This is a genomic window from Companilactobacillus tucceti DSM 20183, assembly GCF_001434665.1.
Taxonomy (GTDB): domain Bacteria; phylum Bacillota; class Bacilli; order Lactobacillales; family Lactobacillaceae; genus Companilactobacillus; species Companilactobacillus tucceti.
Window position 1 is genome coordinate 16,916 of the sequence record NZ_AZDG01000009.1, and the last position, 14,433, is coordinate 31,348.

Annotated in this window: 9 protein-coding genes; 7 read left to right on the top strand and 2 right to left on the bottom strand. The window is 34.2% G+C overall.

Translation table 11 applies throughout. The annotated features are described in order from the left end of the window. The first annotated feature begins 18 nt into the window (after nt 1-18). From FC72_RS05145 to FC72_RS05175, 7 genes are all read left to right on the top strand, one after another. The gene (locus tag FC72_RS05145; protein ID WP_057765469.1) at nt 19-1,425 is read left to right on the top strand and encodes a hypothetical protein; all 1,407 of its coding nucleotides are present in this window, start codon (nt 19-21) and stop codon (nt 1,423-1,425) included. Between the two features lie 115 nt (nt 1,426-1,540). Next, the gene (locus FC72_RS05150; protein ID WP_057765471.1) at nt 1,541-2,230 is read left to right on the top strand and encodes a 2,3-diphosphoglycerate-dependent phosphoglycerate mutase; all 690 of its coding nucleotides are present in this window, start codon (nt 1,541-1,543) and stop codon (nt 2,228-2,230) included. 165 nt (nt 2,231-2,395) lie between these two features. After that, complete coding sequence (locus FC72_RS05155) at nt 2,396-3,121, top strand: RibD family protein (protein ID WP_057765473.1); 726 nt, start codon at nt 2,396-2,398, stop codon at nt 3,119-3,121. A 204-nt stretch (nt 3,122-3,325) separates the two neighbouring features. Next, on the top strand, nt 3,326-4,807 hold the full coding sequence (locus FC72_RS05160; protein ID WP_057765475.1) for an MFS transporter: 1,482 nt from the start codon (nt 3,326-3,328) through the stop codon (nt 4,805-4,807). Between the two features lie 155 nt (nt 4,808-4,962). Next, nucleotides 4,963-6,567, top strand: coding sequence for a cation:proton antiporter (locus FC72_RS05165; protein WP_057765477.1), 1,605 nt, complete (start codon nt 4,963-4,965; stop codon nt 6,565-6,567). Nucleotides 6,568-6,763: 196 nt separating this feature from the next. Continuing rightward, nucleotides 6,764-9,166 (top strand): phosphoenolpyruvate synthase, encoded by a 2,403-nt coding sequence (ppsA, locus tag FC72_RS05170; RefSeq protein WP_057765479.1) that lies wholly within the window; start codon nt 6,764-6,766, stop codon nt 9,164-9,166. A gap of 154 nt (nt 9,167-9,320) precedes the next feature. Beyond that, entirely contained in the window at nt 9,321-10,745 is a 1,425-nt protein-coding gene (locus FC72_RS05175) for a hypothetical protein (protein ID WP_057765481.1), read from the top strand. A 101-nt stretch (nt 10,746-10,846) separates the two neighbouring features. On the opposite strand, the gene FC72_RS05180 is transcribed toward FC72_RS05175, so the two are convergent. Together FC72_RS05180 and FC72_RS05185 are read right to left on the bottom strand one after the other, a co-directional pair. Continuing rightward, entirely contained in the window at nt 10,847-11,785 is a 939-nt protein-coding gene (locus tag FC72_RS05180; protein ID WP_157051114.1) for a hypothetical protein, read from the bottom strand. A 103-nt stretch (nt 11,786-11,888) separates the two neighbouring features. After that, nucleotides 11,889-14,360 carry a hypothetical protein gene (locus FC72_RS05185; RefSeq protein WP_057765485.1) on the bottom strand — a complete coding sequence of 824 codons (2,472 nt, stop codon included), beginning with the start codon at nt 14,358-14,360 and terminating at the stop codon, nt 11,889-11,891. Nucleotides 14,361-14,433 lie beyond the last annotated feature (73 nt).

Here is a 14,433-nt window from a genome sequence, read left to right on the forward strand (position 1 = left end):
TATAGAGGAGACGCGCATATGTCATTTTTTGATAGGAAGAAAAAAGATAGTCCAGATACAGGCAATAATTATGAACAAAATAATATGGAGCCTTATCAAGGATCACAATTTCAGCCAGAATTTAACAATGATCCTCAACAATTTCAACAGGTTCAACCACAAGAACAACCTCAACAAGGCCCAACACAGCCTTACTCTCAAGGTCCTGAGATGCCAGGATACTATTATGAAGAACAACCTGTTCCTGAAGCAGAAAATGCTGACGATTGGCAATATACTGAACAAGATCTAGAAAATGTCTTGGAACAAACTGATTCTTTGAAGAGTAAACTGCGCCATGAATTACTTGCTGAAAGAAGTTATAGTAATCATATTTTGCGTAGTGCTGGTGTTGATGAAAACGACCTTCGTGAAAATGCGGCCGCTAAAATCAAGACAATCAATGATTCGTTACGTAAATGGTTTGATACCGACGAAATGGCTAACGAAATTTTCTTAGATCCTAATCGTAATTATTTCATTTTTACGGATCACTTATCAGCTGATCCCGATCATCATGAATCTCAGATGTGGAAACAAATCAATCAAACCTTATTAGAGAAGAATTTGATTGCTAATGCAATTTCTGTTTCTTATGATGATCATGCAAATGAGACGTGGATGGATTATCAAAATAATGATATGGCCAGCAATAATGCCTACTTATTAAATATGTATAATGATCTTCAAGATAGAAACAATAATATTCCAATCACACCAGCTGAAGTTCCTTTTGAAGAAGATTATCACGTTGAACATTTAGATGATAATAAAGATAAAATAATCAATTCTAATAATGAATTGATCATGGAAGTTTCTCGTGACAATGATCAAAACTTGCAAGTTATTCGTCATTATAAGAAGGGTAAGTTGCTAAGTCGTGATATTTTTGATGTTAATGGAGTGATTTCCGCAACTCAATTTTATGATCATCATGATCCTAATAAAGTTGTCCGCGAAAACTTCTATCGTCAAGATGGAACGTTGGTTATGATCAAGAGCTACACAGATGATGAACCTTTGATCCAATTGTTCACACCTGGAAATGTTTTGATCAATACATTTGAATCTGATGACGAGTTAATTGTTTGGTGGTTAAAGCATCAGGCATTGCGTCAAGTTTCAGCTACAATTTTCGTGTCTATTGATTCTAAGTACTATAAAGAATTGCTAGATCTTAGAAAGGCTGGATTTGAGATAATTCCAGTCGTTATGACACAAGACCAAAATGCTAAATCAATTTCTGAATTATTGAATGGAACTGATAAGATTACTGCCGTATTTGCAGGTAGTGATAAAGTAAATGGCTACTTAAATAAGAATGCAAAAATTAAAATGGATATTTCGACATTAGCTGATGTTGAGACACCAGTTTATAAGCAATAAAACTGAAAACGTTTTTATAAGAAAGTTATGTTCCTTTTAAGGAACATAACTTTTTTTTGTTGTCTTTTTCGTGTAAAATGTGGAGTTGTATAAGAAATGAAAAGAGGATTTTTAAATGTCAAAATTAGTTTTCATTCGTCACGGACAAAGTGAATGGAATTTATCAAACCAATTTACTGGCTGGGTTGACGTTGACCTTAGTGAAGAAGGAGTTAAGCAAGCACAAAATGCTGGTAAACTTCTTAAAGAAGCTGGAATTGAATTCGACCAAGCATATACATCTGTATTGACACGTGCTATCAAGACATTGCACTACGCTCTTGAAGGCTGTGACCAACTATGGATCCCTGAAACAAAGACATGGAGACTTAACGAACGTCACTATGGTGCTTTGCAAGGATTAAACAAAAAAGAAACAGCTGAAAAATACGGTGATGAACAAGTTCATATCTGGAGACGTTCATATGATACTTTGCCACCATTATTGAAAGCTACAGACGAAGGTTCAGCAGCTAACGATCGTCGTTACGCAAACCTTGACCCAAGAATCGTTCCAGGTGGTGAAAACCTTAAAGTTACTTTGGAACGTGTAATTCCATTCTGGGAAGATGAAATCGCACCTAAATTGCTTGATGGCAAGAACGTAATCATCGCTGCACACGGTAATTCACTACGTGCTTTGACAAAATACATTGAAAACATTAGTGATGCTGACATCATGGACGTTGAAATGGCTACTGGTGAACCAGTTGTTTATGACTTGGATGATAAGTTACAAGTTGTAAGTAAGAAGAAGTTGAACTAATAAGTAATTCTTAACGGCTATGCCGTTTAGAATTACTAAAAATACGACCGCACATTGTGTGTTGGTCGTATTTTTTTGTCCCATTAAATAATCCTAAATAAATTTGACTTCAAGTCGACTTTAAGTATTACACTGTCCGTAATATAAATTAAGGAGACCTATTTTATGCAAAGACCTACTATTTTTTGCCATATGACAATGTCCTTAAATGGGAAAATTGTCGGAAAATATCATCAAGCCAAAAATGCTGGCGATGCAGGTGAACTATTTTATCATGCAGCGTTTGAACCAGGTGGAGCTTTTGACCCCAATGAAGGTTGGTTATCAGGACGAAAAACTACTGATGATAATTTTACTTTCTATAAACAGCCTGACTTGGATAAAACAGCAGCACGTGTTCCGGATGGTGATTTTATTGTGCCCAATACTCATCCAAAATATTATTTTTCAATTGATCCGCATGGTCGTTTGGGCTGGGAAAGTAATCAACTTCACTATAATGACACCACAGCAACTGTTGTTGAGGTGTTGACTAATCAAGCCAGTAACGCCTACAAAGCATTCTTACGTCAGAAACAGATATCTTATGTGATTGCAGGGGACAAGATTCTTGATGCACCTTTAGCAATTTCTAAATTAACAAAAGCCTTTAATTTGCACCGCATTATGTTAGGTGGTGGCGGAGTCCTCAATTGGTCATTTATCAAACAAGGTTTATGTGATGAAGTCAGCATTGTCTTGATTCCTGGTGTTGATGGCGATAGTCAAACTCCAGCGTTATTCCAACCATTACCAACTGATGATCCGGATAAACTCGTAAACTTCACTCTAAAATCAGCTACCCCAGTTGGCGATACTGTATGGTTACGATATTCAATAAGTAATTCTTAATAGCATGTCAAAGGAATGCCGTCGCCTTGAGGCGACCCCATAAGTAATTCTAAACGGCGTAGCCGTTTAGAATTACTAATTGTATGAAATTTATAAAAAGTCTATAATTATAAACATAATATGATGTTTAACTTGATAAATAAGACGTTGCACAGTGTGTGAGTCTTATTTTTTGTTGGGATGTTAATAGGAAGAAGTAGGGGTATGAGTAGAAATCGTAAAATTTTAGTTACGTTTGCGTTAGTTCTATCTAATATGATGGCGGGGTTAGATGCAACTATCATCAATACCGCGTTACCAGCTATTATTAGTGATTTGCATGGTATTCAGTATATGGGCTGGATCGTTGCTATTTTTCTTTTGGGGATGGCTGTTTCCACTCCGTTGTGGAGTAAATTTGGAGAAAAAAAGGGGAATAAGGTTGCTTATATTACAGCAACAATCGTTTTCATGTTGGGAGCGTTGTTCCAAGGATTAGCACCTAACATTATTTGGTTTATTACGGCCAGAAGTGTCATGGGAATTGGTGCTGGCGGTATGAATACCATTCCGTTTATTATTTATTCACAACTTTTCAAAAATATTAAACGTCGGTCGCAAGTTATCGGTATTGCCTCTGCAGGTTTTAGCGGAACTTCGATCGTAGGGCCTTTGATTGGTGGCTGGATCGTTGATACTTTCAGTTGGCATTGGGTGTTCTATATTAATTTGCCATTGGCTTTATTATCGATTATGATTGTTGCTCTATTCTTTAATTTGAAAGAAAAACTAAATCAAGAAAAAGTCGATTATTACGGTGCTGTCTTGATGGTTTTAGGATTAACATCGGTTTTAATTGGTATTCAGTTATTAGGTGTATCGTCTATTTTTATCACGATTGGATTTATCGTCCTAGGTGCTGGATTAATTTATTGGATGTCACGAGTTGAGGCTAAAGTTGATGATCCTATAGTTCCTAATCGTTTGTTCAAAAATGAAAAATTGGTTATTGATTTGATTTTATTTGCTTTGTTATGGGGATCATTCGTGGCCTTTAACATTTATATTCCAATGTGGGCTCAAGGTATTATGGGCTTGAGTGCTTTGATTGGTGGAATGACTCAAATTCCAGGTGCGATTGCCAACTTTATTGGTTCTGAATGGGAGCCATTTATGCAACGAAAATTGAGTCGCTATTCCATTGTTGCGATTGGTACGGCTGCATTTTTGATTTCCTTTGCTGGATTATATTTAGCCAATCAGCATGCCAGTTATACTTTCTTGTTAGTAATGGGAGTTTTTGAAGGATTTGGTGTCGGAGTTTGTTTTAATGCTTTATTGATTGCAGTTCAATTTGATGTAGAGCCAAGGGATGTCCCAATTTCAACTTCGTTTGCCTACCTAGTACGAATTTTGAGCCAAACATTTATGTCTTCAATTTATGGTGTAATTTTAAATTTGGCCTTGATCAAAGGTGTTCGTGAGAGTCATGGTCATATTACGATTTCAATGTTGAATAAATTGAGTAATGCGGCGGTAGCTAAGGAATTGCCAAAAGCTTATGTACCGCAGATGAAACGAATTTTCTTTTCGGGAATTCATAATATTATGTTGACGGCTTTGATTCTGATTATTGCTGTTATTTTGATTTTAGGTTACTTGTTTAGACGTGAAGCAGTTAAGAAACGTGATTTAACGACAAATTAGAGGATAGATTCATTTGTTTTAAATGAATCTATTCTTTTTTTACTTTAAAAAAATAATTTACGCATTTAATGCTAATTATAGTAATTAAATGTTTACTTTTTACGAATTTGCATAATAATCAATATTAGTTAGTTTAATTAAAATGGGGTGTTCATATGGGACTACTTGTTTCTACAGTAGTATTGATTGTTGGCGCTATGTTTAGCATTGTCGCTAATCGTCGTTGGTTACCAAGATTGTCCATAAACTACGTTAGTATGCTTATCGGCGCAGGGATAGCAATTATCCCTTTCTTAAACGGATTAATTGAAAGATTTGATTCAGAAATATTTATCGGTTTAATTGTTGCTCCACTATTGTATTTTGAAGGTCAGAATACTCGGTTAAATTTAGTTGGGAAACATGTTGGCGAAATTATCAGTTTAACTGTGGGGATGGTCACTTTATGTGCTGTTTTTGCAGGGGTTGGTGGTCATTTATTAACCGGAGTAGGATTGCCATTAGCGTTTATTTTGGCAGCAATTAGTACACCAACTGATGCAACTGCCACTGAATCTGTGACAATGGGATTAATTTTACCTCACCGTGAGAAAATTAGTTTAAAACTGGAATCATTATTTAATGATGCTTCAGGTATCATCTTACTTAATATGGCTATCTTGTGGTATGTCAACGGATATATTAACTATCCACAAACGCTTTGGAATTTTGTTTATTCTGCAGGTGGCGGAATTGTTTTTGGTGGTGTAGTTAGTGTTCTGATTGTTTATATTCGCCAGTTGATGCTTCGTTCCAAATTGAATTTCATTAATAATACTTATAATAATGGAACTCCACTTAAGGTGGTTTATCTTATGACACCGTTTATCCTATATTTTGGTGCTGAAAAAGTAGGCGTTTCAGGTATTATTGCAGTTGTATTTGCTGGATTAGTACATAACGCTGAAGGAGACCGCAGTACATTAGCTAATCCACAATTAGCTAGTGATATTGGTCAATTAGTCGGATTGTTGAGTGATATTTTAAATAGTATTGTATTTATTATTTTGGGTATTATGTTGGTTCGTATAACTATGGATAGGTCTGTAAATTACAATGGTTCGTTGTTGTGGATCACCATGGGAGTTATTCTCTATTTGGCAAATTTATTGATTCGATATGTATACGTCCGATTGTTCCATAAAGTATCTAATCGAGAGTCTTGGATCTTTGCTTTAGGTGGAATTCATGGAGCTGTAACATTTGCTTTAGCTTTTACAGTTGCCGAAACACAAGTTAAAACTGCTGATTTTAATCTAGTATTAATGTCGGAAAGTTTATTGATTATTTTGAGTTTGTTAGTTCCGACAATTCTTTTCCGATTTTTATTGCCAAGAGTTAAAGTTGATGCTGATGCAAACGCTAAAATGGCAATAATTCGACAAAAAATGATTGATACCGGAATTGAGGAATTGTGGTCAATGCCAATATCGCAAGAATTTAAGGAAGCTATAACTTTTGATTTAAGATCGCAAAATGGTCACACAACTGTTCGACAATTTTTCATGGAATGGAAGAGAATTGTTAAGCATGATGAATATACGCCTGAGCAGGTACATGAACTTATGTCCATTTATCGTCAAGTATTTCAGACGGAACGAGATTATCTTTTAAAACGATATGAAGTTCATCATGAGATCAATGAAGACCTGTTTAATGTTCTTTATCGTGAAATTACGATGGCTGAAATTGTTGTTCTGAGATATGGTGTGGATAGATAAAATTTATTAGATAGAGACTGTGGCTTGTGTCACGGTCTCTATTTGCTTTTTTTAAACTTTTTTTCCTTTTGTTTACACAAATTTTATTTTCACGGTAAAACTCTTTTGCACTTTAAACAGCTGTGCTTTACAATAAAGTTGTGATTGAGAGCGCTTTCACAATCTATTTTTGTTTCACTCAAAAGGAGGTAATTTCATGATTGATCGTAATACGGCAAATGTTTTATGGTTCAACGAATTACATCGCCAAGATGTTAACTTAGTTGGTGGTAAGTCTTCTTCACTAGGAGAAATGACGTCATCAATGGATGTTCCAGTACCTTATGGTTTTGCAACAACTGCTAGTGCATACAGGTATTTTATGCAGACAACGGGGCTAAATGATAAAGTCAATGCTTTGCTCAATGGCATGAAAGATTATGAAGATTCAGACGAACTCCGAACAATGTGCAAGCAGATTCGTGATTTAATTGTTGGTGCTAAAATGCCAGATGATTTAGCGGCAGATATTAAGAAAGCATATGCAGATCTTGCTGATAAGATGGATCAAAAAGACCCATTTGTAGCAATTCGCTCGTCTGCTACTGCGGAAGATCTTCCGGATGCTTCCTTTGCAGGTCAACAAGAATCATATTTAAATATTAAAGGTGGAGATGACGTAGTTAACCGTGTTCAACAATGCTACGCTTCACTATTCACAGATCGTGCTACTTATTATCGTCACAAGCAACAATTCCCATATGAAAAAGTTGCTTTATCAGCAGCTGTTCAAATGATGGTCTTTTCAAAGGCTTCAGGAATTATGTTCTCTGTTGATGTATCAAATGGTGATGATTCTAAGATCACTATCGACGGTATTCGTGGTTTAGGTGAATATATTGTTTTAGGAAAAGTTACTCCAAATCATTTTGTTATAGATAAAAAAGCTCAAAAAATTGTTGAAAGAAATGTTGTTAAACAAACTATTCAGTTAACTAGAGTTGCTGATGGTGGAACTAAAGAAGAGGCAGTACCAGAAGAGTTACAAGACAAACAAGTCTTAACTGATGAACAAGTACTTGAACTTGCCGGCTATGCTAAGAAGATCGAAGAGCATTATGGCTGTTACATGGATATGGAATATGCCTTAGATGTTAATACAAATCGTCTTTGGATCGTGCAAGCTCGTCCAGAAACATATTGGTCACAAAAAAATAAAGAAGATAATGATGACACTAATACTGGAGATGATAACGTGGTTGCAGAATCAGATGCTAAAGTTGTTGTTCGTGGATTGCCAGCAAGTCCTGGATTAGCCAGTGGTGTAGTTCATGTTATTGACGATCCAAAAGATATTGACCAATTTAAGAAAGGTGAAGTACTTGTTACATTGATGACTTCTCCTGATTGGGTTCCAGCTATGAAGAAAGCCGCTGCTATTATTACCAATAATGGTGGTATGACATGTCACGCCGCAATCGTTTCACGTGAAATGCAGATTCCATGTATCGTCGGAACAGAGAGTAGACATGTAGCTGCTACTGATGCTTTGAAGAATGGTGATGTAGTAACTGTTGATGCCAAAAATGGTGTTGTTTATGCAGGCAAAGTAGAAGGACTTTTAAAGAAATCAGATTCAGGAAATCAAGTTGGCCAAGTAGTTGCCGCTGAAACATTTGCTCCAACAGCAACAGGTGTAATGATGAATTTAGGTGACCCAGAGTTAGCCGACAAGTATTCATCACTTCCTGCTGACGGTATTGGTTTGATGCGTGAAGAATTTATTTGGACATCATATATTCATGAACATCCTCTATACCTAATTGAACAAGGCCATCCAGAAAAAGTTGTCAATATGCTTTCTGATGGAATTTCTAAAGTTGCGCGTGCAATGGCACCAAGACCAGTTGTATTGCGTTTATCTGACTTTAAGTCTAGTGAGTATCGTAATCTAAAAGGTGGAGATAAATACGAACCACATGAACCAGCTGATTTGTTAGGTTGGCGTGGAGCTTCTCGTTATTATGATCCAAAATATATCAATGCCTTTAAACTAGAACTAGAAGCAGTTAAGAAAGTTAGAAATGAGTATGGCTTGAAGAATCTAAATATTATGATTCCATTCATTCGTACAGTTGATGAAGCTAGAAAAGTTACTGATATTATTAGAGATCAAGGATTAGTAAGAGGTGCAGACTTTAAGATCTATATGATGGCTGAAATTCCTTCGAATATTATTTTGGCCGATCAATTTAACCAATTCGTTGATGGATATTCAATCGGATCAAATGATTTAACAATGTTGTTGCTTGGTTGTGACCGTAATAATGACACAGTTTCTTCATTGTTTGATGAGCGTAACCTTACCGTTAAACGTGCAATTCGTCATTTGATCAAGACAGCACACAAAGATGGAAGAACCGTTTCAATTTGTGGACAAGCACCTTCAGAATTTCCTGACTTTACAAACTTCTTAATTCAAAGTGGTATTGACTATGTATCTGTTAACCCAGATATGGTCAAAGAAACAAAACGTAACGTAGCTCACTTTGAACAAAGAATTATGTTAGATAAAGCTACTGGAAATGGATTGATTGATCCTGTTGATTATGAATGGTAGATAGAAATTAAGACCTCACTGATGTGGGGTCTTTTTTTGAAATTATTAAATTTAAAATTACTGATTGAACATATATTATATTAAGAACTTGTGTCCGACAACGTAAGTGGATATTATATTCATAATAAATTCTATTATAAAAGGAGTATATTGTTTGACTAAATTATTGATTACAGAAGTAGAAGCTAATATTTTACGAGTTAGTAATTTTATAGGTAAGCCTGGGGAATTAGGCTATGTTTATAATCTTCTTAAGAAGCATAATAATATATATGAAAATGATGTTAAAGATGAGTCGCGAATATTAGAAATAAAACATAGAGTCAATGATTGGGTACGGGTATCTTTAGGTGAGTGGCGAGTTGATAATACACGTTCACCATATGAAATAAAAAATAAAGAAAAGGATGGGCATCAATTCAAATGCGCCTTCTGTAATAGAAATTTGAAGTCTATAGTTTATTATGCATCGAATAGAACGGATGGTAGATATATTACTCTAGGATCTAGTTGCGTGCAGAAATTAGGTGATAATGAGTTTATGGCTAGTGCTCATGTTGCAAATAATGATAGGGAACAATCAAGATATGAACATCTTATAAAGAAATATCCTCGTATTGAGTATGTTATGAATGCTGGGCGTAATAAAATATTGCTGGAAAAATACGTATTGCCACAAGAATTAATAAATAGATTCTGGGGAGACTTCGATTTATTAAAAAGATATGTTCGATCTTATTTAAAAATTGGATCATTCACCAGAGAATCAAGAAAAATGCAAGAGAAATTAAACAATTATAATAAAACTTGTAAGTTGATTGAGGAGTACCAAAATAAATGTATGGATAAACCCAATTTTCATTTAGATAAAGATACTGTACATAATGAAGAAAAAATAAACAAAGAGAAAATTAAAGAAATTAAAAAAGAAGTTGAAAAAAATAATGGTATTATGCGAACAGATTTAGCTGCTAATATGATGAGCGTACCTTATTTAGATAGAATTAAAAGAACATATGATCATAATGAAAATATATCATCACTTAATATTACTGTTGTGGATAATGGACTATTTAATGTAACTTTCAAAATAGATTCAATTTCGTATAAATTTAATGTAAGTTCTAAAAGAATTATTTCTCTATTTGGATTTCCACAATTGAATGATGAAGTTCCATCTGGATTAAATATTGCCAAGGCTATTGGAAATCATTTTGAACCAGATGAAAGTACTAAATTTAAATTATTGGAAGATTCAATAATTATTTTAGGTTCTGAAATGGAATTAACACAGTTATCATTTGGGGCTGCTAATATTTGGAACAATTCTAGCAGGCAACAGGAGAATTGGTTTAAGGATGAATATGGTAAATATATAATTTTTAAAGATGGGTCCAATGTTTTAACTTTGTTGGATAGCAAAGATATGATTGAAATAGCATTGTGGTATGAACTAAAATTAAAAGAAATGAAAGAAATAATGGAATTTATAAAATATAAGTCGATTAAGTATTCTTCTAAGAAAGAATTAATTGATGGCATTAAAAATTCATATGATGTATCTCAATCCTTTTATTAGGCATAATTACTAATAATTTAACAATATATCCTTCTTACGTGAAAATTCTTATAAATGATAAAGTATATATTGTTTGAATCACATTTGTCATGTTCTTAAAGCTAAAATCTCAATTCAGAAAGGCTTTCTAAATTGTTTTTTTCGATATTACTATATTGAATTTTAGACTTCCAATTTAGATGAAGAATTTTTCCGTATGGATTTTTGTAACTTTTATTTGGACCGCCAATTACTAATCTGTATTCGTGCTGGTTTTGATACTTGTTGGGTTTGAAGAAAAAAATTTTATTAGGATTAAATGATATTTCGCTTTGAGTTAGAGGATAAATATCTTGATAATATGTAACTATACCATGATTACCTTTAAAATTTATTTTACGTAATTCTTTCAAAAAATCAGAGAAATTTATGTATACCCAATTTCTATCTTCTGCAATTTCTGAAATATCATCGATATATTGCTTTTTGAGATGTCCGTTAATAATATCTTTTCTTTTGATTGTGGCAAAACAGGAAATCTTGCATGTACTATCTTTGCCGTAACTAATTTGGGCGTTTTTAATCAAGTAATCTGTTATTAGTTTTTTTTTCGATTTGTCGTAATATGCATTTTGATAGTAATCTACAGGGCTCAAAAATAAATCATATTCGTTTGATAGATTGGCATTATAATATTTTGACAAAGAATTTAAATTTATATTGTTTTTGTATCCTAAAAACGGACTTGATTTAAAAGTACTTACTATTTGTATTATTTTAGATGATTTGTTAAAAATGAATCCTTTTGGAGTTTCAAAAGAGTTATTATTAACAATTTGATGGTTTGTCCAATCTTTAATGATTGTAGATTTTACACTACCCTCTACGGCCTTCTGCCCCGGTCCTAATTTTGCATTTTTAGAAAAAAGGCTTGGATCATTAAAAAAAATGTTTCCCTTTTTTAAATCTTCGAAAGGAGTGGATCCATTATCAAGTTTTTTGTTAGAAGAAAATTTTATTATCCCTATTATATTGTTTGCCATTTTTAAAGTTCCTTTCATACTATGAATCCCTAATATAAAGTTTTGAATTATTATTTTATTTTCAGTAATTAGTAAAAATAACCCGAATAAATCATAATAATTTATTCGGGTTATTCTCTGTTTAATTATTTCCAATTACATCTGACGTTGTCCAAGTTAATGTACCAGTATAATGACCAGCTGGACTTAATCCTAATTGCTTTAAAAGCAATCCAGTATCATTGGTCCAATCTCCTGAAATATTATTAGTAGTACTTGTAGTGTATGATTGGTCATTTGTTGCAACTATTACTGGTGTGTCGCCAATATTAACGTAATCAGAATTATTATCTTTTCTATAAACTAGGTTCATATTTTTATTAAGACTATTATCGGTGTTATATAACCCATTTGATGTAACGGATAATTGCCATGGTTCACGTAGACTAGTTACGCTTAAATTAAAATCTGAAGCACGTTTTAGATAGGTTGACTTATTACCAAAGTGAATATTTTGAAAGGCCAAACTATCTGAAACATTTAGAGCAAGTGATTTATCCGGCATAACGTTAACGTTGTATGTAACTTCATTAGATATTAAGCCATTAGTTCTGTCGATAGCTTTAACTTTAATTTGTTGGGTTGAATTTACTGGGAACACATCCCCAAAATTATCTCCAGCACCTTCAATTAATTTCTTGAAGTCTACAGTTGCAGAAGATGTCTGGCCACTTTGAAGGCTTAAGTCTTGAGCAGCAGTGTAATTGTGATCTCCAATTGTTACGTTGAAGACGATATCTGAACCCTTGAGATCACTAGGCGCATTACTACTATATCCTAGATTAAGGTTTGAACTTAAACTTGCATCTTCATTTTTGTATAACAATTTGTAGTCAGTATTATCTGTACTTAGGTTTAGACTGTAATCTTTTTTAGCCAAAATAGTGAAGGCAGGAGAACTTGTCATCGCAATGCTATTCGTACCTGTAAATGAAGCAGGCGCTTGTTTTACGTTGATGTCACTTGATGTATCGTTCGTGGCAGTACCTGAAATAGAAATGTTAGCAACGTTATTATCATTGGATAGGACTCTTAATAACTGATGTTGAAGAGTTCCGGTGTCGTGTTGCCATTCGTCATTTGTAATCACTTCAGGTTCCTTACCATCAGAATATGTGATAGTGGCGACGTTTAATTGAGCATCAGGTTTAATTTCAAAGTTATCAGGAATCTTTATCTTAGAAACAATTGATTTCCAGTCGTCGTCACCACGAATGTATTCAAGATTGTAATCAAGTGAAAGGTCATCACCATTAGCCACTGTCTTGTCAGTTGATTCGTCGGTGATTTTTTTGTGTAATGTTTTATCTGTGATTGATGCACTTACATCAGTAGTAGGTGATTCAGGGATTGAATCAAATGCTATTAATTTTGTAGCAGCATAATCAGATGGGGTGGTAGCACCAGTAAATCCCCAAAGGACCTTGTTTGAAGCTGGTGCTTTCAAATTATCGATATTTATTGGGTTACTTACTGTTTTAGAATTAGTATTTTCTATTCCACCTTTACTAATATCATTATATGTATATGTTAAAGTGGCAATACCTTTATTAGAACCAGTAGTAGGAGCTGGTGTCCAATTAATAGTCATGTGGTGCCAATAAACAGGATTACCATTGGCATCTTTATCATTAGTTAGATCTACGTCGGTGGAGTTTGATTTAACCATCATAGTGAGTTTATTAAAATGATCATAATTACTATAATCACTGAACTCATCAGTTTGGGAATAGGTGTCTGTTAGCGCTGGGTAAGTTACGGAAATGTTACCATATTGACCACCGTTGGTACCATAAGAAAGTGTCCCAAGAATTTTTGAGGAGGTCGGTATCCCACCTGGATGAGTATCAAAACTATTTTGTGAATACAATGAACTATCTGAGGCTAGTCCTTCTTTTTTTAACTGAATGGGTGACTCTTTATGGAAATTATTATTTTTGGCATCAATTTCTAATGCCATACTATTTTGAACCGCTGTTGTGGCCATATAACTTGGTGTCTTAGAAGTATAAGACTCAGGTGTAAGTAGAAAACCAGGGCTATAAGTAGCAGTATCAGCACCATAAACACCTAAGCCTTCAAGACCGGCTCCTAAAGCGGCAGTACCTCTACTATCATTTTGAAGGACGAAAGAGATACCTTCGCCATTTATATCGTCTGATGCAGCTCCCGTTCCGAAATAAACCCAAAAAGAAATGGTTTGAGGTTTAGTAATATCAAATGTTCGACCATTTGACCAAAGGGCACCATAGGAAGATCTACCATTAGCTAGAGAAATAATATTACCCGTAGATGGTGCTGAGGCTCCGCTTCGATCTAATATTTGTGCGGAGTTAGTTTTATACGGAAACTTATCATCCCCTGGTGGGTTTGTAACAGTTGATTTAGTCAAGTAATTACCAATTGCAACACCATCAGGAGCGTCTTGCAAGACATCTTTATCGTCTCTGGTGATTAAGTCAGCTGAAACGTTGTTTGTATTTGTTATTAAGATAGCAAAAATGCTCATGAGGAATATAAGTCCCCACAAGTTTAATTTGTATTTATTTTTCATCTGTATTGCCCCCCTGTTAGAACAATAAATGTAAATCATTTTATAACTGTCTGATATAAGTAATTATATCATT